The organism is Ancylobacter aquaticus, assembly GCF_004339465.1.
Lineage (GTDB): Bacteria > Pseudomonadota > Alphaproteobacteria > Rhizobiales > Xanthobacteraceae > Ancylobacter > Ancylobacter aquaticus.
Genome location: NZ_SMFY01000003.1, coordinates 438316 through 462713 on the forward strand (window position 1 = coordinate 438316; position 24398 = coordinate 462713).

Annotated in this window: 20 protein-coding genes; 9 read left to right on the top strand and 11 right to left on the bottom strand. The window is 68.5% G+C overall.

The window, feature by feature from the left end:
* Positions 1 to 15 precede the first annotated feature (15 nt).
* From EV667_RS18010 to uraD, 4 genes are read left to right on the top strand one after another with little or no spacing between them, the layout of a single operon-like run.
* The gene (locus EV667_RS18010; RefSeq protein ID WP_131836714.1) at positions 16 to 840 is read left to right on the top strand and encodes an FAD binding domain-containing protein; all 825 of its coding nucleotides are present in this window, start codon (positions 16 to 18) and stop codon (positions 838 to 840) included.
* Positions 837 to 3563, top strand: a complete 2727-nt coding sequence (locus tag EV667_RS18015; RefSeq protein ID WP_131836715.1) for a molybdopterin-dependent oxidoreductase — start codon at positions 837 to 839, stop codon at positions 3561 to 3563. The genes EV667_RS18010 and EV667_RS18015 overlap by 4 nt, the downstream gene beginning before the upstream one ends.
* Positions 3560 to 4921, top strand: coding sequence for a guanine deaminase (guaD, locus tag EV667_RS18020; RefSeq protein WP_165901643.1), 1362 nt, complete (start codon positions 3560 to 3562; stop codon positions 4919 to 4921). The genes EV667_RS18015 and guaD overlap by 4 nt, the downstream gene beginning before the upstream one ends.
* Before the next feature lie 4 nt (positions 4922 to 4925).
* Complete coding sequence (uraD, locus tag EV667_RS18025; RefSeq protein WP_245516241.1) at positions 4926 to 5858, top strand: 2-oxo-4-hydroxy-4-carboxy-5-ureidoimidazoline decarboxylase; 933 nt, start codon at positions 4926 to 4928, stop codon at positions 5856 to 5858.
* A 48-nt stretch (positions 5859 to 5906) separates the two neighbouring features.
* On the opposite strand, the gene EV667_RS18030 is transcribed toward uraD, so the two are convergent.
* The 6 genes from EV667_RS18030 to EV667_RS18055 form a co-directional block, all read right to left on the bottom strand.
* Complete coding sequence (locus tag EV667_RS18030; protein WP_131836717.1) at positions 5907 to 6119, bottom strand: hypothetical protein; 213 nt, start codon at positions 6117 to 6119, stop codon at positions 5907 to 5909.
* Between the two features lie 120 nt (positions 6120 to 6239).
* Complete coding sequence (locus EV667_RS18035; RefSeq protein WP_131836718.1) at positions 6240 to 6779, bottom strand: flavin reductase; 540 nt, start codon at positions 6777 to 6779, stop codon at positions 6240 to 6242.
* A gap of 80 nt (positions 6780 to 6859) precedes the next feature.
* Positions 6860 to 8173: an NtaA/DmoA family FMN-dependent monooxygenase gene (locus EV667_RS18040; protein WP_131836719.1), complete on the bottom strand. Its 1314-nt coding sequence runs from the start codon at positions 8171 to 8173 to the stop codon at positions 6860 to 6862.
* A 5-nt stretch (positions 8174 to 8178) separates the two neighbouring features.
* Complete coding sequence (locus EV667_RS18045; protein ID WP_131836720.1) at positions 8179 to 9027, bottom strand: ABC transporter ATP-binding protein; 849 nt, start codon at positions 9025 to 9027, stop codon at positions 8179 to 8181.
* Between the two features lies 1 nt (position 9028).
* Positions 9029 to 9847 carry an ABC transporter permease gene (locus tag EV667_RS18050; RefSeq protein WP_131836721.1) on the bottom strand — a complete coding sequence of 273 codons (819 nt, stop codon included), beginning with the start codon at positions 9845 to 9847 and terminating at the stop codon, positions 9029 to 9031.
* A gap of 305 nt (positions 9848 to 10152) precedes the next feature.
* Complete coding sequence (locus EV667_RS18055) at positions 10153 to 11232, bottom strand: putative urea ABC transporter substrate-binding protein (RefSeq protein ID WP_131836722.1); 1080 nt, start codon at positions 11230 to 11232, stop codon at positions 10153 to 10155.
* A 136-nt stretch (positions 11233 to 11368) separates the two neighbouring features.
* On the opposite strand from EV667_RS18055, the gene EV667_RS18060 reads away from it, so the two are divergent.
* From EV667_RS18060 to EV667_RS18070, 3 genes are all read left to right on the top strand, one after another.
* Complete coding sequence (locus EV667_RS18060; RefSeq protein ID WP_131836723.1) at positions 11369 to 11992, top strand: TetR/AcrR family transcriptional regulator; 624 nt, start codon at positions 11369 to 11371, stop codon at positions 11990 to 11992.
* Between the two features lie 172 nt (positions 11993 to 12164).
* Positions 12165 to 12623, top strand: a complete 459-nt coding sequence (locus EV667_RS18065) for a (2Fe-2S)-binding protein (RefSeq protein WP_131836724.1) — start codon at positions 12165 to 12167, stop codon at positions 12621 to 12623.
* A 5-nt stretch (positions 12624 to 12628) separates the two neighbouring features.
* Entirely contained in the window at positions 12629 to 14848 is a 2220-nt protein-coding gene (locus EV667_RS18070; RefSeq protein ID WP_131836725.1) for a xanthine dehydrogenase family protein molybdopterin-binding subunit, read from the top strand.
* Between the two features lie 76 nt (positions 14849 to 14924).
* Here EV667_RS18070 and EV667_RS18075 read toward each other — a convergent pair whose 3' ends face one another.
* The 5 genes from EV667_RS18075 to EV667_RS18095 form a co-directional block, all read right to left on the bottom strand.
* Positions 14925 to 16367: an NAD-dependent succinate-semialdehyde dehydrogenase gene (locus tag EV667_RS18075; protein ID WP_131836726.1), complete on the bottom strand. Its 1443-nt coding sequence runs from the start codon at positions 16365 to 16367 to the stop codon at positions 14925 to 14927.
* A gap of 186 nt (positions 16368 to 16553) precedes the next feature.
* Complete coding sequence (locus EV667_RS18080; RefSeq protein ID WP_131836727.1) at positions 16554 to 16913, bottom strand: DUF1428 domain-containing protein; 360 nt, start codon at positions 16911 to 16913, stop codon at positions 16554 to 16556.
* 145 nt (positions 16914 to 17058) lie between these two features.
* Entirely contained in the window at positions 17059 to 17838 is a 780-nt protein-coding gene (locus EV667_RS18085) for a Bax inhibitor-1/YccA family protein (RefSeq protein WP_131836728.1), read from the bottom strand.
* A 203-nt stretch (positions 17839 to 18041) separates the two neighbouring features.
* Positions 18042 to 20645 (bottom strand): ABC transporter permease, encoded by a 2604-nt coding sequence (locus EV667_RS18090; RefSeq protein WP_131836729.1) that lies wholly within the window; start codon positions 20643 to 20645, stop codon positions 18042 to 18044.
* Positions 20642 to 21376 (bottom strand): ABC transporter ATP-binding protein, encoded by a 735-nt coding sequence (locus EV667_RS18095; protein WP_131836730.1) that lies wholly within the window; start codon positions 21374 to 21376, stop codon positions 20642 to 20644. Before EV667_RS18095 ends, EV667_RS18090 begins: the two co-directional genes overlap by 4 nt.
* A gap of 133 nt (positions 21377 to 21509) precedes the next feature.
* On the opposite strand from EV667_RS18095, the gene EV667_RS18100 reads away from it, so the two are divergent.
* On the top strand, positions 21510 to 22172 hold the full coding sequence (locus EV667_RS18100) for an arylesterase (protein WP_131836847.1): 663 nt from the start codon (positions 21510 to 21512) through the stop codon (positions 22170 to 22172).
* 137 nt (positions 22173 to 22309) lie between these two features.
* Positions 22310 to 24373: an acyltransferase family protein gene (locus tag EV667_RS18105; protein ID WP_131836731.1), complete on the top strand. Its 2064-nt coding sequence runs from the start codon at positions 22310 to 22312 to the stop codon at positions 24371 to 24373.
* Positions 24374 to 24398 lie beyond the last annotated feature (25 nt).

Here is a 24398-nt window from a genome sequence, read left to right on the forward strand (position 1 = left end):
GCAGGGATCGACGGTATGGACCTCAACGCGGTCACGGATGTGCTGCGCCCGCGCGGACGGGCCGAACTGCCGCCGGCCTGCGCCGGCGATGCCGTGCTTGGCGGGGGGACGTGGCTGTTCTCGGAGCCGCAGCCGCATGTGCGGCGCCTCATCGACCTCGCCGACCTCGGTTGGCCGGCGTTGCGCCACGAGGCGGAGGGGCTGAGCATCGCCGCCACCTGCACGATTGCCGAACTGAACGGCTTCGAGGCGCCGGTGGAGTGGCGGTCGGCGTCGCTGATCCACGAGTGCTGCCATGCCTTCCTCGCCTCCTTCAAGATATGGAACATGGCCACGGTGGGCGGCAATATCTGCCTCGGCCTGCCGGCCGGGCCGATGATCTCGCTCTGCGCCGCGCTCGATGGCGAGGGCGTGCTGTGGGGGCCGGATGGCGGCGAGCGGCGGGTGAGCATCGTCGATGTCGTGCGTGGACCGCGCGAGGTGGCGCTGGCACCGGGGGAAGTGCTGCGGGCGGTTCACCTGCCGGCGCAGGCCCTGCGCCGCCGCGCCGCCTTCCGCCGCGCTTCGCTCACCCCTCTGGGGCGTTCGGGCGTGCTGGTGATTGGCACGGGGGACGCGGACGGCACCTTCGCCCTTACCGTCACCGCGTCGACCCGCCGGCCGGTGCGGCTGGCTTTCCCCGCCGTGCCCGAAGCCGCCGCACTCGCCGCCGGGCTGGCGGCGGCCATTCCGGACGAGCTCTATTATGACGACATGCATGGCCGGCCGGAGTGGCGCCGCCACATGACCGCTCTTCTGGCGCAGGAAATCCGCGACGAGCTGGCGGAGGCGCGCGCGTGAGGTTCACGGTGAATGGCTGCGCCGTTGACGCCGGGGCCCGGCCGGGCCAGTGCCTGCGTACGCTGCTGCGGGAGTTGGGCTGGTTCGGGGTCAAGAAAGGCTGCGATGCCGGCGATTGCGGCGCCTGCACGGTGCATCTCGACGGGCGCCCGGTGCATAGCTGCGTTACCCCGGCCTTTCGCGCCGAGGGGCGCTTTGTTACCACCATCGAGGGACTGGCCGGCACGGCCGAAGGCGAGGGGCTGCACCCGATGCAAGCGGCCTTTCTCGCGGCGCAGGGCTTCCAGTGCGGCTTCTGCACCGCTGGCATGGTGATGACCGCCGCCGCGCTCGACCAAAGCCAGCGGGCCGACCTGCCGGAGGCGCTGAAGGGCAACCTCTGCCGCTGCACCGGCTATGGCGCGATCGCCGATGCGATCGGCGGTGCGGTGACGGTGGAGACGGACGCCAATGAGGGCCGCGTCGGCCGCAGCCTCGCCGCGCCGGCCGGGCCCGCCATCGTCACCGGCGCCGCCCGCTACACGATGGATGTGGCGCCGGAGGGTGAATTGGCGGGCCTGCTGCACATGAAGCTGCTGCGCTCGCCGCACCCCCATGCCCGCATCCGCGCCATCGACACTGCAGCGGCGCTGGCGCTGCCCGGCGTCGTGGCGGTGCTCACCCATGAGGACGCCCCCGCGCGGCTGTTTTCCACCGCGCGGCATCACCACGCCACCGACGATGTCGACGACACCCGGGTGCTCGACGATGTGGTGCGCCATATCGGCCAACGGGTTGCGGCTGTCGTGGCGGTGAGCGAGCAGGCGGCGGAGGCGGGGTGCGCGGCGATCCGCGTGGAGTATGAGCCGCTTGCCGCCGTGTTCGACCCGGAGGCAGCACTCGTGCCCGGCGCGCCGCTTGTGCATGGGGGCAAGGGGCCGGCCTCGCGCATTGCCGACGCTTCCCGCAACATCGTGGCCGCGCTTGAGGGCGAGGTGGGCGACATCGCCGCCGGTTTCGCGCAGGCCGATGTGATCCACGAGGCGACCTATGAATCTCAACGGGTTCAGCACGCACATCTGGAGACGCATGGCTGCATCGGTTGGCGCGATGCGCAGGGGCGGCTCGTGTTGCGCAGCTCAACCCAGACGCCGTTCCTCACCCGCGATGCGCTGGCCGATCTCTACGATCTGCCGCGCGAGGGTGCGCGCGTGTTCGCCGCGCGGGTCGGCGGCGGCTTCGGCGGCAAGCAGGAGATGCTCACCGAGGACATCGTCGCGCTGGCCGTATTGAAGACCGGCCGGCCGGTGAAGCTGGAGTTTACCCGCGAGGAGCAGTTCGCCGCTTCCACCAGCCGCCACCCGATGAAGGTGACGGTGAAGATCGGCGCCACGCGGGAGGGGCGGCTCACCGCCTTTTCCATGCGGATGCTGCTGAACACGGGCGCCTATGGCAACCATGCGGTGGGCGTGCTGTTTCACGGCTCGGGCGAGAGCGTTGCGCTTTATCGCTGCCCGAACAAGAAGATAGAGGGTTGCTCGGTTTATACCAACTCCCTGCCGAGCGGCGCGTTTCGCGGCTATGGGCTGAGCCAGACCATCTTCGCGGTCGAATCCGCCATGGACGAGCTGGCGCACAGGCTGGGGCTCGATCCGCTGCAATTCCGGCGGCTCAATGTGGTGCTGCCGGGCGACACGATGGTGTCTTCCGGTGCGCCACATCCCGATGTGGAGATGGGAAGCTACGGGCTCGACCAGTGTCTCGATCTGGTGGAGGCGGCGCTGGAAAAACCTTCGGCAGCGAGCCTTTCGGCCGACTGGCAGATCGGGCGCGGCGTCGCGGCGGCGATGATCGACACCATTCCCCCGCGCGGGCATGTGGCGCAGACGCGGCTGGCGCTAACCCCTTCAGGGACCTACGAATTGCGCACCGGGACAGCGGAGTTCGGCAATGGCACCACGACCGTGCATGTACAGATCGCCGCGACGGTGCTGGGCGCGCGGCCAGGGCAAATCATCGTGCACCCGTCCGACACCGCCGATGTCGAACATGACACCGGGGCCTATGGCTCGACCGGAACCGTGGTGGCGGGCGCGGCGACGCAGCAGGCGGCACGGCTTCTGGTGGGAAAAATCCGCGCGGCTGCCGCCGGCCGGCTGGGCGTCGCGGCCGGGGAATGCCGGATCGAGGGTGACGCGGTGATGGCCGGGACGGCGACGGTCCCGCTGGCCGATCTCGCCCCGCTGGAGGCGGTGGGGGATGCCGCCGGCACGCCGCGCTCGGTCGCGTTCAACGTGCAAGGGTTTGAGCTTGCTGTGCATTCCCGCACCGGCGAGATCCGCATCCTGCGCTCGGTTCATGCGGCGGATGCCGGCACGGTGGTGAACCCCATGCAGTGCCGGGGGCAGGTGGAGGGGGGCGTTGCCCAGGCCATCGGCGCGGCGCTCTATGAGCGGCTGATGATGGATAGCGAGGGCGCGGTGGCCAATCCCAGCTTTCGCGGCTACCACATTCCCGCCTTCGCCGATGTGCCGCGCACGGAGGTTTTCTTTGCCGATACGCGCGATTCCATCGGGCCCATGGGGGCGAAATCAATGAGCGAGAGCCCGTTCAACCCGGTTGCGGCGGCGCTGGCCAATGCGATTTTCGATGCCACCGGGGTGCGGCTGCGGGCGACACCGTTCATGGCCGACGAACTGTACGCGCTGCTGCACTCTCAAGCTGCAAAAGAGGCCGCCGAATGAATCCGCCCGGCTGCAGCATCGCCTTGCGAGGCCCGGCGGCGACGCTGACCGGAAATCCGTTCGAGCAGCCCTCCCGCGCCTGCCTCGCCACTCACGACGACGCGCTGGTGGTGATCGAGAACGGGATCATCACCGCCTTCGGCCCCTATGCCGCGTTGCGCGACACGCTGCCCGCCAGCATCGAGATCGTCCATTACCCCGACAACCTTATCGTGCCGGGCTTCATCGACGCGCATGTGCATTACCCGCAGATGCAGATGATCGGGGCTTTCGGCGCGCAATTGCTGGAGTGGCTGGAGACCTACACCTTTCCCGCCGAGATGAGCTTTGCCGATGCCGCCCATGCGCAGCGGGTGGCGCACCTGTTCCTGCGCGAATTGCTGCGCGCGGGCACCACCACGGCGATGGTCTACTGCACCGTCCATCCGCATTCGGTCGACGCGTTCTTTGCCGAGGCGGAACGGTTCGATGCCCGGATGATTGCCGGCAAAGTTCTCATGGACCGCAACGCGCCGGCAGCGCTGCTCGACACCGCCCAGCGCGGCTATGACGAGAGCCTCGCTTTGATCGAGCGCTGGCACGGGCGCGGGCGCGCGCTCTATAGCGTCACCCCGCGCTTCGCCCCGACCTCGACCGACGCCCAGCTCGACGCCGCTGGCGCGCTGCTGAAGACCCGCAACGGGCTCTTTCTGCAGACCCATCTGTGCGAGAATCCCGGCGAGGTGGAATGGGTGCGCGCGCTTTTCCCCGCCCGCGCTTCCTATCTCGATGTCTATGCCCATGCCGGGCTGGTGGGGCCGCGCTCCATGTTCGGCCATGGCGTGCATCTGCATGAAGGCGATTTCTGCACGTGCCACCAGAGCGGTGCGGCGCTGGCGCATTGCCCGACCTCGAACCTGTTTCTCGGCAGCGGCCTGTTCAGGCTGTTCGACGCGGTGGATCCGCGCCGGCCGGTGAAGGTGGGGCTCGGCACCGATGTGGGCGGGGGCACCTCGCTCTCGCAGCTCCAGACGCTCAACGAGGCCTACAAGGTGGCGGCGCTGACCGGCCACCGGCTCGACGCGGTGCAGGGCTTCTATCTCGCCACGCTGGGCGGGGCGCGGGCGCTGGGACTTGAGGAGAGGATCGGCCGGCTGGCGCCCGGCACGGAGGCCGATATCTGCGTGCTCGACCCCAAGGCGACGCCGTTCATGGACTTTCGCGCCGGCTATTGCAGCTCGATCGAGGAATTGCTGTTCCTGCTGATGACGCTGGGCGATGACCGCGCCGTGCGCGCGACCTATGTGGCGGGTCGGCGCGTCTATGACCGCGAGAGGGCGGGCGATCCGTTCATGCCTGCCGTCCCCAGCCAGGAGTGAACCCGTGTCCGATGCTGCTTTTCCCGCGCCCCTGTCCCTCGACACGCTGAACGGCCTCGACCGAAACGGCTTCGTCGTCGCGCTGGACGGGGTGTTCGAGCATGCGCCATGGGTGGCGCAGGCCGCCTTCGCCCGCGCGCCTTTCGCCACGGTGGAGGCGCTGCACGATGCGCTCATGGCGGCGGTGCGGGCGCGGCCGGAGGCGGAGCGGGTCGCCTTCGTGGCGGGCCATCCCGACCTTGCCGGCAAGGCGGCGCGGGCGGGCGCGATGGCGGCGGACTCCATCTCCGAGCAGGTCGGGCTCGGGCTGGACCGGCTGTCGGACGACGAATATGCGCGCTTCGAGCGGCTCAACGGCGCCTATCGCGCCCGCTTCGGCTTTCCCTTCGTCATCTGCGTGCGGCGGCAGACACGCGACGCGCTGCTCGATGCCTTCGAGGCGCGGATGCTTCAGGGCCGGGAGGCGGAGCTTTCCACCGCGCTTGACGAGATCGGCCATATCACCGCGCTACGGCTGGTGGAACGGGTGTCGGGGCCGGGCCTGCCGAAGGTCCATGGCCGGCTATCCACCCATGTGCTCGACACCCACAAGGGCGGCCCGGCCGCGGGGGTGCGGGTGGAACTGTTCGAGGTGGGAATAAGCGGGCGGGCGCTGCTGCGCACCGCGACCACCAACGCCGATGGGCGCACCGATACGCCGCTGATCTCGAACGAACCGCTGCGCGCGGGCCGCTACGAGTTGGTCTTCCACATCGGCGCCTATTTTTCCGCGCGCGGACTGGAACTGCCGGGACAAGGCCTGCCCGGGCAAGGCCAGAGGGGCCCCTCCTTTCTCGACACGGTGCCGATCCGCTTCGGCATCGCCGAGCCGGAAGGGCATTACCATGTGCCGCTGGTGGTGACGCCGTGGAGCTATTCGACCTATCGGGGCAGCTAGGTGCGGGACGCCGCAGGGGCCGGGTCACTCCGGCCCCCGCGTGGCGGCTCACCTGTGCGCATAGGCGTTGATCGTTTCCTGCCAGCGTATGGCGGCATCGCCGTTCCGGGCGGCCCGGCTGGCTGCCGGCTCCGACGTCGCGTAGTTGCGCAGCCAGGGGAAGGCCGAAGGCGGGGCCGTGCGTTTCTGCGTTTGCGCCGCTGCGGGCAGGATGAAGGCGCTGGCGAGCAGGGTTGAAACGACAATCTGCGTGACGCCCATGGCGGATGCTCCTCGACAGGCGGGCGGGCTGCACGCCATGTCGAATACTTACGCATGCACCTGTCGACTGGCTTTCCAGTGCGCCCGCAAACAGCTGGTGATCACCTGCTGTTGATGCGCTCAGTCGTCGGTGGGCCCGGAGAGCGTGTGGTAGCGGCGGCTGTAATAGATCAGGCTCTCATGCGAGCCGCCTTCGGCGACGCCGACCACCTCGCAGAACAGCACGTCATGGGTGCCGACCTCGACCGTGCGGACGACGCGGCAGTCGAAGGCGACCACCGCGCCGACCAGCATCGGTGCGCCGGTGGCGGCGACGCGCCACGCGCCGCCGGCGAAGCGCTCTTCCGGCGGGGTGCGGCCGCCGAAGAGATTCGAGAGCGGCTCATGCCCTGCCGCCAGCGTGTTGATGCACACCACGCCATTGGCATGGACGGGACCGGCCGCCGACGACCCCTTGTTGAGGCAGACCAGCAGGGTGGGCGGGCTGTCGGTGACGGAGCACACCGCCGAGGCGGTGAATCCGTGGCGCCCGCCCGGCCCGTCGGTGGTGACGATGTTCACCGCCGCGCCCAGGCGCGCCATGGCGTTGCGAAAGCCCTCCCGCGTGACCGGGGGAGGGGTGGGGGGAGCGCTGTCGAGCGGCGAGCACGGGGGGGACATGCCATCTCCTTCTGCCGGAGCCTCGCCGGCGCTGATACGGGACGCGGCGTGCCGCGCCGGCGGTGGTGCCGGGGCGCGGCTCAGAACTCGCGCAGATTGTCGCGGAGCAGTTGGTGCTTGTATTCGGTGCGGGTGAGGCCGCGCCGTTGCAGCTCCGGCACCAGCCCGTCGCAGATCTCGGTGATGTAGCGGCGCGACACGCGCAGCACCGGCGTGGTGATGAGGAAGCCGTCGCCGCCGACCTCTTCCATCGCCTCGCCCATCTTCTGCGCCACTTGCGAGGGCGTGCCGATCAGCTCCAGCGAGGAGACGAGGCCGCCGCCGCCGGCCGCCGCCAGCTGGCGCAGCGTCTTGCCCGAGCCCCATTGCTGGAACTTGTCGAGCGTGCCGGATTCGCCGTTGGTGACGAGCTTTTCCGGGAGGGGCTGGTCGAGGTCGAACTGGGCGAAGTCGATCTCGGTGATGGCGGAGATGGAGATGAGCACGTCATTGACGAAATTGTCGGACAGGGTGACGCGGTCGAAGCGGGCGCGGGCTTCCTCCTCGGTCTCGCCCAGGCTCGGCGTGATGCAGAAGAACACCTTGATCTCGTCGGGGTCGCGGCCGAGGGCGACGGCGCGGGCGCGGATGTCGGCGCGGAACGCCTTCATGCCCTCGACGCCATTGGCCACCGAGACGATGGCGTCGGCGTAGCGGGCGGCGAAATCGCGCCCGCGCGGGGAGGCGCCGGCCTGCAGATAGACCGGGCGGCGCTGCGGCGAGGGCACGGTGTTGAGAGGGCCGCGCACCTTATAGTAGGTGCCGTCATGGTCGATGGTGTGGACCTTGGAACCGTCGGCATAGATGCCGTTGGCGCGGTCGAGCACCACGGCGTCCGGCTCCCACGAGTTGAACAGCTTGTCGCAGACTTCCAGATATTCCTCGGCCATGGCGTAGCGGTCCTCGCGCGGAGGCAGCTTGTCCATGCCGAAATTCTTCGCCATCAGGTCCTCGGCCGAAGTGACGACGTTCCAGCCGAAACGGCCCTTGGTCAGGCTGTCGATGGTCGAGCACAGCCGCGCCAGCATGAAGGGCGGGTAGGCCATGGTGGACAGGGTGGCGACCACGCCGAGATGCTTGGTGGCCATGCCCATGGCCACCGCCAGCGGGGCGGGATCGGCCTTCGGCACCATCATCGCGTGCTTGAGCGAGAGGTCGCGCGAGCCGCCGAAGGTTTCGGGCACCATCAGCTTGTCCTCGATCATGATGAGATCGAAGCAGGCGCGCTCCATGGCCTGGGCCATCTCGATATAGAACTGGCCGTCCCACGGATTTCCGCCCTGGCCGAAGGGTTCGCGCCATTCGTCGGGGGTGAAGTTCATGAACCAGGCGAGATGGAAACGCTTGTCGACCATTGCTGTCAGTCCTTCACTAAAGCGGTCTCAATTGCCGGGACGGGTGGGCGGTCCTCGGTTGTGGAATTGCCGGCGAGCAGGGTGAGGCGCACCCGCTCGCGCTCCGTCTCGAACGCCCTGGATTCGCGCACGCTGCGGCACTTGGCCTCGAAGTCGGAGACGATGGTGGCGCCGAAGCGCTCGGGCGCCTGCGGGTCGTTGCGCCGCTTGTCGACGGCGATGACGCGGGTGCCGAGCAGGAAGGCTTCGGGCAGGTCATGCGTGACCATGACGATGGTCATGCGGTTCTCTTCCCACAGCTCGCCGACCAGTTCGTGCATCGACTTGCGGGTGCCGGGGTCGAGGGCGCCGAAGGGCTCGTCGAGCAGCAGCACTTTCGGCTTCATGATGAGCGCCTGTGCCAGAGCGAGGCGCTGCTGCATGCCGCCCGAGAGCTGGGCGGGGTATTTTTCCGCGTGCTCGCCGAGCCCGACGCGGGTCAGCAGCGCCATGGCCCGCTCTTCCAGCGCCCGGCGGCGGGCGCCGAAGAAGCGGCCGAGCAGTGGCGCGCCGGCCCATTGCGGGCCCATCATCACATTGCCCAGCACGGTCTTGTGCGGGAACACCGAATAGCGCTGGAACACCACGCCGCGGTCGGCGGTGGGCTCGCTGGCGATGGGTTCGCCATCGAGCAGGATGCGCCCGCGCGTCGGCTGTTCCTGCGAGAGCAGCATGCGCAGGAGCGTGGTCTTGCCGACGCCCGAAGGGCCGATGATGACGAGGAATTCGTGGTCGGCCAGCGACAGGTTCACCTGTTCGAGCACGACCCGCTCGTCATATTCCTTCCAGACGTTCTCGAAGCGGATGGTGGTCATGTCAGGTCGCCTTTATCTGGTCCCAGGGATAGGCGGCGACGCTGAGGCGGCGCAGCGCGTAATCCATGAGAAAGGCGAGCAGGGTGATCCAGATGACGTAGGGAAGGATCACGTCCATGGCGAGATAGCGCCGCACCAGGAAGATGCGGTAGCCCAGCCCGCCCTCCGAGGTGATGGCCTCCGCCGCGATGACGAACAGCCAGGCGGCGCCAAGCGAGAGCCGCACCGAATCGATGAGGCGCGGCATCACCTGCGGCAGCACCACGCCGGAAATCATCTGCCAGGTGGAGGCGCCCAGCGTCTGCGCCTTGATGATCTGTTCGGCCGGGATGGCGGCCACCCGCAGCATCACGTCGCGGATGATGAAGGGGGCGATGCCGAACACGATCAGCACGATCTTCGAGGCCTCGCCGAGCCCGAACAGGATGAACAGGATGGGCAGCACGGCGAGCGGCGGGATCAGCGAGAAGGCGGCGAAGAACGGCTCGAAGGTGGCGCGCAGATAGGGCACGAAGCCGACGATGATACCGAGCACCAGGCCGAGCAGGGCGGAGATGCCGAGCCCGAGGAACAGGCGCTGCAGGCTGAGCCAGGTGTCCCACCACAGCAGATACTGGCTGGTGGCCCGGTCAATCGTCGTCGCCATCCGCACCATGGTGGTCCAGAAGCTGGCGAAGCTCGGCATCAGCTTGTCCGCCGGCTCCACCGCGAGGCGGGCATTGGAGGCGAAGATGTAGATCGCCAGCACCGCCACGAAGGGCAGCAGGGCAAGGATCAGCCGGACGCCCGGACGGGGCGCATAATTGATGATGCGGCGCATGGGTTTTTCCCTTTGGAGGGCGTCATCCGGGTTTCGCACGCGAGCCCGGGCTGACCGTCATCCCGAGGTGCCCGGCCAGAGGCGGGCCTCGAAGGATGTTCAGGCACTCACGATTCCATCCTTCGCGGCGCGCTTGGCTCGCATCTCGGGATGACGGCGCGGGAGAGGCTTTGCCGGAGGGCTCCCCACGCCCCGGATCGGCGTTGCATGCTGAGCCGCTGGCCCGGGGGACGGGGCGAGGCGCCGCCCCTTACCGTCGTCCCGTAGAGCCCCTCTCCCCGACGGGGAGAGGGAGCCGCTGCGGCTCACAGCTTGCCGTCGACCGCGTCCTTGGTGAAGGAGGCGTTGACCCGCATCTTGATGTTGGCCTTGTCGCCCAGCACGGTGCCGTCGGCGACTTCGATGCCGATGGTGTCGACGCTGGTGGCGCCCTGGCCGAACAGGCCCTGCTGGAAGCAGAAGGTGCGGATATTGTCCCAGATCTTGGCGTTGTCGGCCGAGGTGAGGAAGGCCAGCGCCTCGGCCGGGGTGTAGAAGAAGTGGGTGGTGTCGAGCTGCGCCTGCAGGCCGCCGGCATCGGTGCCCATGGCGCTGGTCATCACCGCGCGCATGTCCTCGGCGGGCGCGCCGCCGGCCTTGAGGATGGCGAGCGCCTCATACCAGGCGCCGACCACGGCCTTGGCGAAATCCGGGTTGTCCTTCAGCGTCTGGGTGTTGCCGATGAACACGTCCATGATCTCGCCGGGGATCTTGGAGCTGTCGAACAGGTTTGTGGCGCCCTTGACCTTGAGCATATCCTCGGTGAGCGGCTTCCACGAGACGGCGTGGGCCATGTCGCCCTGGGAAATGAAGGCGGCGGAGATTTCCGCGTCCGAAATGTTCACCGTCTTGGAGGCGGTGGGGTCGGTGATGCCGGCGAGCTGCAGGCCGCGGTTCAGCAGGTAGTGCGAGACGCTGTACTGCAGCAGGTACACGTCCTGTCCGGCAAGTTCCTTGATGTCCTTGGCGGTCTTGGAGACGACGATGTCGTTGCCGTCGGAATAGTCGGTGATCAGCAGGATCGAGGTATCGACGCCGCCGGCGGCCGGCATGGTGAGGCCGTCCATCGAGGCGACGCCCACCGCGTCGATCTCTCCGGCGATGAACTGGTTGATGGAGCCGACATAGTCGTTGGCCTGGATGACCTCGACCTCGATGCCGTATTTGTCGGCCCATTTCTTCATGATGCCGGAGGTCTTCATGTAGGCGAACGGCATGAAGCCGATATAGACGGTGTAGGCGACCTTGAACGTCTTCTTCGGGGCGGCGTGGGCGGCGGGTGATCCCGCGAGGGCGACGGCGGCGAGGCTGGCGAAGACGGCTGCAGCCCTGAGTATGCGCTTCATGAGGGGTGGCTCCGGTCGCTGAAATGGCTTTACCGGGCTATTAAACGGTGACTTAATATCGCGTGCAAGCCCAACAAATAGGCACGCCTAGCATATGAGCAAGGCAGAAAATTCCGTAGAATTACGGAGGAAACCGATGGCCGCCCGAACCGCGCGCAAGCGCCTCCAGCCCGCCGAGCGGCGGGTCATGCTCCTCGAAGAAGCCTTGCGGCTGTTCGCGACGCGCCATTTTTCGGTGGTGACGGTGCGCGATATCGCGCTGGTCTGCGACGTCAATGTCGGGCTGCTCTACCACTATTTCGACAATAAGGACGATCTGGTGCGGCGCGCCCTTGGGCACGCCATCGAGCAGCTTATGGCGGGCTACGAGGCGCGCCGCGCCGCCGGGGCGGAGCCGCTGGCAGAGATTCTCGCCTGGCTCGACATCCATATGGAACTGGCGCCGACGCTGGCGCAGATGGTCAAGCTGATGGCGGACTATGCCAGTTCCGGCCTGCGCGATGACGAACTCGACGGGCTGATCGCCGGCTTCTATGGCCGCGAGAAGCAGCTTCTGGAAGGGGCTCTGGCGCGCGGGGTGGAGAGCGGCCGGTTCGCGCCGGTGGATATTCCCCGCACCGCCCGCCGCATCGGCCTGATGCTCGACGGCATTTTCTACGCTTCCGCCAGCCGGGGCGACGACCGCATCGTCGACGACATCGCCGATCTCGCCGATTTCGTGCGCGACCTGCTCGGCGTGCACGTCGAGGCGGCGGCCTAGCGCATTGGTATCTCAGGGCCGCGCGGGTATCACGGAACGGTGATTTATGATGCTCGTCATGAAGAGCTAGCCTCTGCACGGGAGCGCAGACATCACGGCTTGCCGCCGCCGGGAGGTGATTGCGGGCCCATCGCTGTTGCGCGTCCTCATCCCTATAAGGAGAGGGCACATCATGAAATTCACACTCAACGGCCGCGAACAGACCCTGGAAGCCGACGGCGACATGCCGCTGCTGTGGGCGCTGCGCGACATTGCCGGCCTGACCGGCACCAAATTCGGCTGCGGCGCCGCCCTGTGCGGCGCCTGTACGGTGCATGTCGACGGCGCGGCGGTGCGCTCGTGCCAGACGTTCGTGTCCGATGTCGAGGGCAAGAGCGTCACCACCATCGAAGGCGTCGCCACCACCGGCAAGGTGGGGGAAGCCGTGGTCACGGCATGGCGCACGCTCGACGTGGTGCAGTGCGGTTACTGCCAGCCCGGCCAGATCATGTCGGCGGTGGGCCTGCTCAGCGAAAACCGCAAGCCCACGGACGATGACATCGACGCCGCGATGGATGGCAATGTGTGCCGCTGCGCCACCTATCAGCGCATCCGGGCCGCCATCCACGAAGCTGCCTCAAACCTCGCGTGAGCGCCATGCACCTCATCACACCCGACCAATACCGGCAGATGCTGGCGGGCATGGGCGCGCCGCTGGCCGCCTCCCGCCGTTCCTTCCTCAAGGGCCTCGGCGCCGCCGGCGGCGCGCTGGTGATCGGCCTTCACCTCGGCCCGCGCCTGGCGCTGGCGGAAGAAGCCGCCGCCCCCCCGCCGGCCCCGCCAATGCCGAACGCTTTCGTGCGTATCGCGCCGGACAATACGGTGACCGTGCTGATCAAGCATGTCGACATGGGCCAGGGCGTCACCACCGGCCTGCCGACCATCGTGGCGGAAGAGCTCGACGCCGACTGGAGCCAGATGCGAACCGCCTTCGCCCCGGCCGATGCCAAGCTCTACAACAACCTCGCCTTCGGCCCGGTGCAGGGCACCGGGGGCTCCACCTCGGTCGCCAATAGCTGGGACCAGCTGCGCCGGGCCGGCGCGGCGGCGCGGGCCATGCTGGTCGCGGCGGCGGCGAAGGAATGGGGCGTGGCGCCCGAGAGCGTCACGGTCGAGAAGGGCGTGCTGAAGAGCGGTACCCATTCCGGCACGTTCGGCGAGTTCGCGCAGGCCGCCGCGCAGCTGCCGGTGCCGAGCGAGGTGACGCTGAAGGAGCCGAAGGATTTCACCCTGATCGGCACCAAGCTGCCGCGGCTCGATTCCACGGTGAAGACCGACGGCACGGCGACCTATGCGCTCGACATGCGGCGCCCGGGCATGCTGACCGCCGTGGTGCGCCGCCCCGACCGCTTCGGCGCGACGGTGACGAGCTTCGACGCGGCAGCGGCGAAGAAAGTGCCCGGCGTGGTCGACGTGGTGACGGTGCCCTCCGGCATCGCGGTGCTGGCGACCAACACCTGGGCGGCGATCCAGGGTCGCGAGGCGCTCACCTCGGTCGAGTGGGACGAGACGAAGGCCGAGACGCGCGGCACCGCCGAACTGTTCGACGAATACCGCAAGCTGGCGGCGACGCCGGGGCTTCCCGCCGCGCGGCGGGGCGATGCGGCAAAGGCGCTGGCGGGCGCGGCGAAGACCATCGAGACCGAGTTCGCCTTCCCCTATCTCGCCCATGCGCCGATGGAGCCGCTGAACTGCGTGATCGAGAAGACGGCGGACGGCGCCACGATCTGGACCGGCTCGCAGTTCCAGACCATCGAGCAGGCGGTGACCGCCGGCATTCTCGGCCTGAAGCCGGAGCAGGTGAAGATCGAATCGCTCTATGCCGGCGGCTCCTTCGGCCGGCGCGCCAACACCGCGGCCGATTATGTCGCCGAGGCCGCCACCATCCTCAAGGCGATCGACGGCCGCGCGCCGGTGCATCTGGTCTGGACCCGCGAGGACGACATCAAGGGCGGCTATTACCGCCCGATGTTCTACCACACGGTGCGGGCCGGGCTGACGGCGGACGGCAAGATCGCCGGCTGGCAGCAGCAGATCGTCGGCCAGTCCTTCATGGTCGGCACGCCCTTCGAGGCGTTTGCGGTGAAGGAGGGGGTGGACGGAACCTCGGTCGAAGGGGCCTCGGACACCAATTACGCCATCGCCGAGTTCGCCGTGGACCTGCACACGCCCAAGGTCGCGGTGCCGACCCTGTGGTGGCGCTCGGTCGGCCACACCCACACCGCCCATGTGGTGGAGGTGACGATCGACGAACTGGCGCACGCGGCCGGCCGCGACCCGTTGGAGTTCCGGCTCGAACTGCTCAAGGACCAGCCGCGCCATGCCGCCGTGCTCCGGCTGCTGGCGGAGAAGGCGAAGTGGGGCGAGAAGCCGGGTGCCGGCAAGGGGCGCGGCGTGGCGTTGCATGAGAGCTTCGACACCGTGGTCGGCAGCGTCATCGACGTCTCGGTGGTGGACGGCAGGATCAAGGTCGAGCGCGTCGTCTGCGCGGTCGATTGCGGCATCGCCATCAACCCGGACGTGATCGCCGCGCAGATCGAGGGCGGCGTCGGCTTCGGCCTCGGCGCGGCGCTGCATGACGAAATCACGCTCGACGGCGGTGTGGTCGAGCAGGCCAATTTCGACACCTATGTGCCGCTGCGGATGTCGGAAATGCCTGAGGTGGAAGTGCATATCCTGCCCTCCGCCAACGCCCCGACCGGCATCGGCGAGCCCGGCGTGCCGGGCGTGGCGCCGGCGCTCTCCAACGCCATCTTCGACGCCACCGGCCAGCGGCTGCGCTCGCTGCCGTTCCGGCTGGAGGACTTCAAGGCCTGAGGGGGCTTGCCCTCGCACCCTATGAAAAGGCCGGTCTTGCGACCGGCCTTTTTTCGTCGCGTGCCTGCGTGAGGGCCTACAGGCTGATGCAGACGTATTTCACATCGACATATTCCTCGATGCCGTATTTCGAGCCTTCGCGGCCAATGCCGGATTCCTTCACCCCGCCGAAGGGTGCGACTTCGGTGGTGATGACGCCGGCATTGATGCCGACCTGGCCGTAGCGCAGGTTTTCCGAAACGCGGAAGGCACGCGAGAGGTCGCGCGTGTAGAAATAGCAGGCGAGGCCGAATTCGGTGTCGTTGGCGAGGCGCACGGCCTCTTCCTCGGTTTCGAAGCGGAAGACCGGGGCGACCGGGCCGAAGATTTCCTCGCGGGCGAAGTTCATTTCGGCCGTGGCGTCGGCGATGACGGTCGGCTCGAAGAACTGGCCGCCCAGATCGTGGCGCTTGCCGCCGGCGACGAGCCGGCCGCCCTTGGCCAGCGCATCGGCAACGAAGCTCGCGGTCTTGGCCACCGCCTTGTCGTCGATCAGCGGGCCCTGCACCACGCCCGGCTCCAGCCCGGAGCCGACCTTGAGCTTGGCCGATTCCTCCGCCAGCCGGGCGACGAAGGCGTCATAGATGCCGGCCTGGGCATAGAAGCGATTGGCGCAGACGCAGGTCTGGCCGGAATTGCGGTATTTCGAGGCGATGGCCCCGGCCACCGCCGCCTCGACATCCGCGTCGTCGAAGACCAGGAACGGCGCGTTGCCGCCCAGTTCCATCGAGACGCGCTTCACCGTGTCGGCGGCCTGCTTGATCAGCATCTTGCCGACGGGGGTGGAGCCGGTGAAGGTGATCTTGCGGACGGTGGGGTTGGCGGTCATCTCGCCGCCAATGGCCGAGGCCGAGCCGGTGAGGATGTTGACCACGCCGGCGGGATAGCCCGCCTGTTCGCACAGCACGCCCCAGGCAAGGCCCGAATAGGGCGTCTGGGTCGCCGGCTTCATCACCGAGGTGCAGCCGGTGGCCAGCGCCGGGCCGATCTTGCGGGCCGCCATGGAGGAGGGGAAGTTCCACGGCGTGATGGCCGCCACCACGCCGACCGCCTGCTTGGTGACGAGAATGCGCCGCTCGCCCCAGGGCGAGGGGATGACGTCGCCATAGACCCGGCGGGCTTCCTCGGAGAACCACAATATATAGGCGGCGCTGGCGCCGACCTCGCCCATGGATTCCGCCAGCGGCTTGCCCTGCTCGATGGTGAGCAGTTCGGCCAGCGCACGCTGGTTGTCCATGATGGCGGCATGCAGGCGGCGCAGCATCTTCGCGCGCTCGTCCGCCGTGGTGCGCGAGAAGGTCTCGAACGCCTTTTCGGCGGCAGCGATGGCGCGGCGCGTCTCGCCCTCGCCGGCATTCGGCACGGTGCCGATCACCTCGCCGGTGGCCGGGTTGGTGACGTCGATCGTGCCGCCGCCATCGGCGCCGATCCATGCGCCGTCGATGAAATTCGCGTCGCGCTTGAAATCCGTCCAGTTCATGGGGTCCCGCCTCTCCATCAGGGGGAGACTGATTCACCGATCAGGCGGATGCGACCTGCGCGGATCAGGCTCCCGGGGCGCGACCCTTCTGGACGGCGCCGGCCAGGGCTATGTAGCGCCCGGCCGGCACCGCGACAATCGCCGGGCCGGCCACATCGGTTGTGAGCCGGCAGGCGGACGGCTCTCTCAGTCGCGCGTGACGTCCAGCAGCGGGGAGAAGCCGCCAAAGATCATGCGCTGCCCGTCGAAGGGCATCTCGGTCATCCCGGCGAGGCGCGGATCTTCCATGAACTTCTTCATGCCGGCGTCGCGCGCCTCGCGCGAAGGCCACTCGATCCAGGAGAACACCACGGTTTCCTCGGGCGTTGCCTTCACCGCCATGCGGAAATCCGTGACCTTGCCGTCCGGCACGTCGTCACCCCAGGTTTCGACCGTGCGCAGGGCGCCGCACTCCAGGAAGATCGGCGCCGCCTTCTCGGCCATGGCGCGGTAGGCGTCCTTCTTGTCGGTGGGGACGGCGACGACGAACCCGTCGATATAGTTCATGGTTTCCTCCTCGTTCTGTTGGGCAGGGATGCATTCTGCCCGCGTTCCGCAGCGGAAATATGATGGCGGATCGGCCGTGTCCCGCGACAAAAAAAGCCCCGGCGCAGGGCCGGGGCTTTGATGGTCAACGCCGTGATGCGGCGGCTCAGTTGTTCCGGTTGCCGAACAGCTGCAGCAGCATCAGGAACATGTTGATGAAGTCGAGATACAGGGTCAGCGCGCCCATGATCGCCTTGCGGCCGGCCACCACGTCGTCGTCGCCGGCGAAGTACATCTCCTTGATGCGCTGGGTGTCGTAGGCGGTGAGGCCCGCGAACACGAGGACGCCCGCCACCGAGATGATGAACTGCAGCATCGAGGAGCCGAGGAAGATGTTCACCACCATGGCGACCATGACGCCGATGAGGCCCATGATCAGGAACGAGCCGAGGCCCGACAGGCTGCGCGAGGTGGTGTAGCCGTAGAGGCTGAGGCCACCGAACGCCGCTGCGGTGATGAAGAACACCCGCACGATGCTCTCATGCGTGTAGACGAGGAAGATGCTGGCGAGCGACACGCCGACGAGCGCGGCATAGACCCAGAAGATGGTCTGCGCGACGCCGACGCTCAGCCGGTCGACCCGGAAGCTGAGGAACAGCACGGCGGCGAGCGGGGCGAACATCACCACCCAGCGCAGCGGGCTGGTGAACAGCGCGGCGCCGGTCTCGGTGAGATAGATGCCGGCGAGCTGGTATTCGGTCGGCGTGCTGGAAACGGCGAGCATGTAGATGCCCAGCGCCGCCGCGCCGGTGATGGCGAGGCCGAGGGTCATGTAGTTGTAGACGCGCAGCATATAGGCGCGCAGGCCCTGGTCGATGTCGGCCTGCGTCCGGGCCGCCGTCGCTCCGAAGCGCGGCACGGAGACGTTGCGGTTAAAGTCGGACATGGTCGAATCCTCTCGCGAAATCTCGTCACCCACGCCGCCACCGGCACTGTGCCGGGCGTGTGGGCCGTCGCCCTTGAATATGAGGGCCCCGCTGGCCTCCCGCAAGTGAAGTTTGCGACAGGAATGACGCTGCGGCAGAAGGTTCCGCCGTAGCGCTTGTCGGGTTTGGCAGGCTGGCGGCGGCAGGTTCTGCCGTTACCCACTCACAGGTTGCGCAGGATGCGTGCCGGCTTCTGCCCCAGTGCCCGCCAGGTGCCGATGAGGCCGAAGCCGACGGTGAGCACCAGCGCCACCGCCACCGCGCCCAGCGCCGCGCCGGAGGACCAGGCGAAGGTGAGCTTCATCACATACACCACCACCACATAGGCCGCGGCCGCGCCGGCCCCGACCGCGACGACGGCGGTGACGAGGCCCAGCGCGGCATATTCCAGTGCATAGGCGCCCACCAGCCGCGCCCGCGTGGCGCCAAGCGTCTTCAGGATCACGGCGTCGTAGACGCGATGATGCTGGCCCGCCGCCAGCGCCCCGGCGAGCACCAGCACGCTGGAGAGCAGGGTGACAAGGCTGGCGCCGCGTATGGCGATGAGAAGGTTGGCAACGATCTCGCCGATCTGGGTCAGCGCCTCCTTCACCCGCACGGCGGTGACGGCGGGGAAATCCGCCGCCACGGCGCGGCCGAGGCTGCGCTCGGTGGCGACATCGCCGCCTTCCGGCAGGGTCAGCGTCGCGAGCGAGGTGTGCGGCGCGCCGGTGAAGGTGTTGGGCGAGAACACCATGACGAAGTTGATGGCAAGCCGCTCCCATTCCACATCGCGCAGATTGCCGATGGTGGCGGTGATCGAGCGGCCGAGCACGTTCACCGTCACCTCGTCGCCGATCTTCAGGCCGAAGGCGTCGGCGATCTCGCGCTCGAACGACACCAGAGGCGGGCCGGCATAGTCGGCCGGCCACCATTCGCCGCTGGCGAGGATGGAGCCCTCGGGCAGGTCCTGCGCATAGGTGATGCCGCGATCGGAGGAGAGCACCCAGGCGAATTCCGCCGGCGGATCGAGGCTCTCCACCGGGCGCCCGCCCAGCGTGAGGATGCGCCCGCGCAGCATCGGCACCACGTCGACCTCGCCCTCCGGCGCCTTCTCGGCCAGGAAGCGGGTGAATGCCTCGGTCTCGGTGTTCTGGATGTCGAGGAAGAAGAAGCTGGGCGCCTCGGTCGGCAGGCGGGAGGTGAGTTCGCGCGTCAGGCTGCGGTCGATCAGCGCCAGCGTCACCAGCAGCGTCAGGCCGAGGCCGAGCGAGAGCACGATGGTGGGGGTGAGCGCCGCCGGCCGGTGGATGTTGGCCAGCGCCAGCCGCAGCGCGGTGGAGCGCGGGCGCGGCAGCCGGCGGGCAACCGCCATGATGCCGGCCGCGACAAGGCGCAGCGTCACCAGCACGCTCGCCGCCGCCGCCAGATAGATCATCGCGATGTGCCGCTGCTCGGAGGCGTAGACGGCAAGGCCTGCCAGCGCCGCCACGGCCAGCGCGGTGAGGACGACATAGACGAGGCGCGGGCGGTGGCGTGCGCCTTCCACATGCTCGCGGAACAGCGCCGACACCGGCACGTCATGGGCAAGGCCGAGCGGCCAGAGCGCGAAGGCCAGGGCGATCAGCGCGCCATAGGCCAGCGCCAGCAGGATCGCGCCCGGCTGGAGGCTGGGCTCGATGGCGACGGGAAGCAAATGGCCAAAGGCGGCATCGGCGAGGAAGGGCAGGGCGGAGCCCACCGTGATGCCGATGGCGATGCCGATCAGCGCGATCAGCCCGACTTCGGCGAGATAGATGCCGAACACCGTCACCCCCGGCGCACCGAGGCTCTTGAAGGTGGCGATGACGCCGCGCTTGGCGTCGAGATGGCTCTTCACCGCATTGGCGACGCCCACGCCACCCACCAGCAGCGCAGTGAGGCCGACAAGGGTGAGATATTCGGTGAAGCGGCGAACATTGTTTTCCAGCCGCGGGGCGGCGGCGTCGCGGGTGCGAGCCTCGAAGCCGGCCTCGGGGGCGCCCTTCTGGACGCGCTCGACAAAGGGGGTGAGTTCCGCCGGGCGATCCATCTTCACCCGGTAATGCCAGCGGACCAGGCTGCCGGGCTGGAGCAAATCGCTGGCGCGGAGCGCTTCGACCGACACCATGAGGCGCGGGCCGAAGCCGATGCCGGTCGAGAGCAGGTCCGGCTCGCGCTCAAGGGTGCCCTTGACGATGAGCGTCGCCGCGCCGAGCTGGAAGCGATCGCCGGTCTTCAGTTGCAGGCGGTCGGCGAGCGAGGGGTCGACCAGCGCGCCATAGGCGTCGCCCTCGGGGGCCAGCGCGGCGGCAAGCGGCTGCGGCGGGGCGATGTCGAGCGTGCCGACCATGGGGTAGACGCCGTCCACCGCCTTCACTTCCGCCAGCGTGGCATCGAGCGCCTCGCCGCTGCCGGCCCGGGCCATGGCCCGCAGGGTGGCGATGGTGGAGACCCGCCCACCCTCTTCGATGAGCCGGTATTCCTCCGGGCTCGCCTCGCGCTGGACGAGGGTGAAGGCGGCGTCGCCGCCGAGCAGGGAGGTGCCTTCGCGTGCCAGCCCGTCGGTCAGGGCGCGCGAGAAGGCGCCGACGCCGGCAATGGCGGCGACACCGAGCGCGAGGCAGGCGAGGAAGACGGCGAAGCCGCGCAGGCCGCCGCGCAGTTCGCGCAGGGCGAAGCGCAGCGGCAGGGTGCGGCGGCTGGGCGCGCGCAGCGACGGGGCCCGGCCGGCCTCCGCCGCCGAGGTTGAAACCTGATCCGTGCTCATGCGCGGCTCTCGTGGCCGGCCCCGGCAAGGGCGCCGAGCGTTTCCCCGGTTTCGACGGCGCCGGAGCGCAGCCGCACCGTGCGGTCGCAGCGGGCGGCGAGCGTCGCGTCATGGGTGACGATGACCAGCGTGGCCCCGCGCCGCGCCTGCGCGTCGAACAGCAGGTCCATGATCTGCCGGCCGGTGGCCTCGTCGAGATTGCCGGTCGGCTCGTCGGCGACGAGGATGCGCGGCTCCGGTGCCAGCGCGCGGGCGACGGCGACGCGCTGCTGCTCGCCGCCGGAAAGCTGGGAGGGGTAATGGTCGAGCCGGTGACCGAGGCCGACGGCGGTGAGTTCGGCGGCGGCGCGCGCGAAGGCGTCGGCCCGTCCCGCAAGCTCCAGCGGCACGGCGACATTCTCGACCGCCGTCATGGTGGGGATGAGGTGGAACGCCTGGAAGACGATGCCGACATGGCGGCCGCGAAAGCGGGCGAGCGAATCTTCGTCGAGGCCGGTGAGCTGCTCGCCCGCCACCTCGACCCGTCCCGCGTCGGCACGCTCTAGCCCGGCGAGCACCATCAGGAGGCTCGACTTGCCCGAACCGGAGGGGCCGACCAGGCCGACCGCCTCGCCCTGAGCAATGGCGAGCGAGACGCCCTTGAGGATATGGACGCGGGCGGCGCCGCTGCCGAGGGAGAGGTCCACGCCGTCGAGGCGGATGGCAGTGGCGGTGGTCGTTTCGGAAGGCATGGGCTCTTCGGAAGGCATGGGGCTCTTTTCGCGTCTGTTCCGGGTCGGCGAAGGCCCCGCCATCTGGAGGCCGACATCTCCCGCACCATATGTTGCGCTGCACCGTTTCCGAAAGGGTAGGCCTTTGTCACGATTGCTCCATCGGCTCTTCGCTCTCTGCGGCCTTGCCCTGCTTGGCGGGGTGGGCGTTGCCACGCCTGTCCTGGCCGAACCGCTGCGCATCGTGGCGTTTGGCGACAGCCTCACCGCCGGCTATGGCCTCGCGGCCAGCCAGGCCTTCCCGGTACGGCTGCAGGCGGCGCTTGCGGCCAAGGGACACGAGGTTGTGATCGAGAATGCCGGCGTTTCCGGCGACACCACCAGCGCCGGCCTCGCCCGGCTCGACTGGTCGATCCCCGAGACGGCCGACGGGGTGATCCTGGAGCTCGGCGCCAATGACGCGCTGCGGGGCCTCGATCCCGCCATTCCCGAGCGCTCGCTCGATGCCATTCTGGCCCGGCTGAAGGAGCGCGGCATTCCGGTGCTGATGGCCGGCATGCGGGCGCCGCCCAATCTCGGCGCCGCCTATCAGAAGCGCTTCGATGGCATCTATGAGCGGCTGGCGCAGAAATACGACGTGGCGCTCTATCCGTTCTTCCTCGATGGGGTGGCGGGCAACAAAACGATGAACCTGCCCGACGGCGTCCACCCCACCGCTGCAGGCGTCGACATCATCGTCGCGCGCATGCTCCCCGCCGTGGAGGCGTTCATTGCCACGCTGAAGGCCCCGGCCGCGGGCGAGGCCAACCCCGGCTGAAGGGCGCCTCCGCAACGCCAGCGGTGATGGCAGAATTGTGACGACCTGTGGCCTCTCGGTTCTCGACGGGCCGGACAGCGTGGGCTATCGCTCGGCCCCGGGGCCATGTCGTGCGTAGTCTGCCTGTGCGGGGGCACATGAAATACCGTAGCGAGATCGATGGCCTGCGGGCCGTCGCCGTCGTTCCTGTGATCCTGTTCCATGCCGGTTTCGGGGTGTTTTCCGGCGGCTATGTCGGGGTCGACGTCTTTTTCGTCATCAGCGGCTACCTGATCACCATCATCCTGCTGTCCGAAATCGAGGGCGGCACCTTCTCCATCGCCCGCTTCTATGAGCGCCGGGCGCGGCGCATCGTGCCGGCGCTGACCGTGGTGATGCTGGCGTGCCTGCCCTTCGCCTGGCTCTGGATGATCCCCGACCAGTTGCGCGAGTTCGGCTCCAGCCTCGTGGCGGTGGTGTTCTTCGTGTCCAATTTCCTGTTCTGGAGCGAGGAAGGCAGCTATTTCGCCGCCGCTGCCGAACTGAAGCCGCTGCTGCACACCTGGAGCCTGGCGGTCGAGGAGCAGTATTACCTTTTCGCGCCACTGAGCCTGGCTCTGCTGTGGCGCTTCGGCCGGCGCACGGTGTTCTGGCTGGTGGTGGCGACGGCGGTTCTCGGCCTTCTCGCCACCGAATGGGGCTGGCGGTATGCGCCGCGGGCGAATTTCTACCTGCCGCAGTTCCGCATCTGGGAGCTTCTCGCCGGCTCGATCTGCGGCTTTCTCGCCACCAGCCACCCGCTCGGCGCCAATAATCTGCCCCGCGCCAGCAATGGCCTGAGCGCGCTGGGGCTGGCGATGATCCTGTTCGCGATCTTCGCCTTCGACGAAAATACGCCCTTCCCCAGCCTCTATGCGCTGGTGCCGGTGGGGGGGGCGGCGCTGGTGGTGCTGTTCGCCCATAAGGGCACCTGGGTCGCCCGCCTGCTCTCGGCGCGGGCGCTGGTGGGCATCGGCCTCATCAGCTACAGCGCCTATCTCTGGCACCAGCCGCTTTTCGCCTTCGCCCGTATCCGCTCGCTGGTGGAGCCGGCGCCGGAGCTGATGATGGCGCTGGCGCTGCTGTCGATGGGGCTGGCCTATGTCAGCTGGCGCTTTGTCGAGCAGCCCTTCCGCCGGCGGCCGATTCCGCTGCTGCCGTCGCGTCGCGCCGTGTTCATGGCCAGCGGCGTGGCCGGTGCCGGCTTCGTGGCTTTCGGCCTCTATGGCAATGTCTCCGCCGGCATTCCGAGCCGGCTCGCCGGGGTGGAGCCCGGCAGCTATGCCGCAAGGCTGCTCGCGTCGACGCGCGGGGCAGGGCTCCGCGGCGATTGCACGCCGGTGCCGCCGGGCGAAAACCGACCGGCTTTGTGCACGGTCTTTGCCCCGGAGAACCCGAAGCTGCGCATACTGATCATCGGCGACAGCCATGCCGGCTCGCTCCTGCGGGCCTTTGCCGGTGTCGGGCGCGAGAATGCGGTGTACCAGATGGCGCTCGCCAGCTGCCCGCCGATCAACCGCACCTCGTTGCACCGGGCGATCTTCGATGTCGGGGTGTGCGAGCAGGCCACACGCGACCAGGTGCAGGCGGTGCGCGAGGGCAAGTTCGACGTGGTGGTGCTGGCCGCCCGTTGGTCGGTCTATGCCGGCCGCGAGGGGCGCCGCGTCTTCGCGCTGGGCCCGGAAGGCGACCCGTATTTTCCGTCCCTCGCGACCTCGCGCGAGACCTTCTCCAGCCATGTCGCAGCGACGGTGAAGGACTATCGCGATCTCGGCGTCGCCGTGGTGCTGATCGACCAGGTGCCCGAGAACAAGGTGCTGCCGCGAAAGGTGATCGAACAGGCGATCCTGCTCGATTTGGAGCAAGGGCAGGGCGAGGCGCAGTTCGAGCAGGCGGTCCGGGAAACTTCCGTCACCGTCGAGGAGGATGAAAAGCGCCAGGCCTTCACAGAGGCGGAGCTGGACAAGCTGCGGGGCGAGAAGGTGTGGGTGCTGTCCTTCGACGAGCTGTTCGCGCGCGACGGGCGCTATGTCTGGGGCGACCGCGACGGCACCTATTATATCGACGGCGACCACCTTTCCGCCCATGGCGCGGCGCTGGTGGAACCGGCGATGACGGCGGCGTTCGAGGAGATCGCGGCGGCATTGAAGGCCGGCCCGCCGGCGGGGGCCGCCCCGCCCTGAGGGCGGACGCGGGGGCGCGAGAAGG

Coding starts and splice junctions, on each gene's coding strand:
- EV667_RS18055 (WP_131836722.1), bottom strand. CDS start 11,232: ATGAAGCGCATACTCAGGGCTGCAGCCGTCTTCGCCAGCCTCGCCGCC.
- EV667_RS18065 (WP_131836724.1), top strand. CDS start 12,165: ATGAAATTCACACTCAACGGCCGCGAACAGACCCTGGAAGCCGACGGC.
- EV667_RS18095 (WP_131836730.1), bottom strand. CDS start 21,376: ATGCCTTCCGAAACGACCACCGCCACTGCCATCCGCCTCGACGGCGTG.
- EV667_RS18080 (WP_131836727.1), bottom strand. CDS start 16,913: ATGAACTATATCGACGGGTTCGTCGTCGCCGTCCCCACCGACAAGAAG.
- guaD (WP_165901643.1), top strand. CDS start 3,560: ATGAATCCGCCCGGCTGCAGCATCGCCTTGCGAGGCCCGGCGGCGACG.
- EV667_RS18060 (WP_131836723.1), top strand. CDS start 11,369: ATGGCCGCCCGAACCGCGCGCAAGCGCCTCCAGCCCGCCGAGCGGCGG.
- EV667_RS18075 (WP_131836726.1), bottom strand. CDS start 16,367: ATGAACTGGACGGATTTCAAGCGCGACGCGAATTTCATCGACGGCGCA.
- EV667_RS18040 (WP_131836719.1), bottom strand. CDS start 8,173: ATGGTCGACAAGCGTTTCCATCTCGCCTGGTTCATGAACTTCACCCCC.
- EV667_RS18105 (WP_131836731.1), top strand. CDS start 22,310: ATGAAATACCGTAGCGAGATCGATGGCCTGCGGGCCGTCGCCGTCGTT.
- EV667_RS18070 (WP_131836725.1), top strand. CDS start 12,629: ATGCACCTCATCACACCCGACCAATACCGGCAGATGCTGGCGGGCATG.
- EV667_RS18090 (WP_131836729.1), bottom strand. CDS start 20,645: ATGAGCACGGATCAGGTTTCAACCTCGGCGGCGGAGGCCGGCCGGGCC.
- EV667_RS18010 (WP_131836714.1), top strand. CDS start 16: ATGGACCTCAACGCGGTCACGGATGTGCTGCGCCCGCGCGGACGGGCC.
- EV667_RS18035 (WP_131836718.1), bottom strand. CDS start 6,779: ATGTCCCCCCCGTGCTCGCCGCTCGACAGCGCTCCCCCCACCCCTCCC.
- EV667_RS18050 (WP_131836721.1), bottom strand. CDS start 9,847: ATGCGCCGCATCATCAATTATGCGCCCCGTCCGGGCGTCCGGCTGATC.
- EV667_RS18085 (WP_131836728.1), bottom strand. CDS start 17,838: ATGTCCGACTTTAACCGCAACGTCTCCGTGCCGCGCTTCGGAGCGACG.
- EV667_RS18045 (WP_131836720.1), bottom strand. CDS start 9,027: ATGACCACCATCCGCTTCGAGAACGTCTGGAAGGAATATGACGAGCGG.
- EV667_RS18030 (WP_131836717.1), bottom strand. CDS start 6,119: ATGGGCGTCACGCAGATTGTCGTTTCAACCCTGCTCGCCAGCGCCTTC.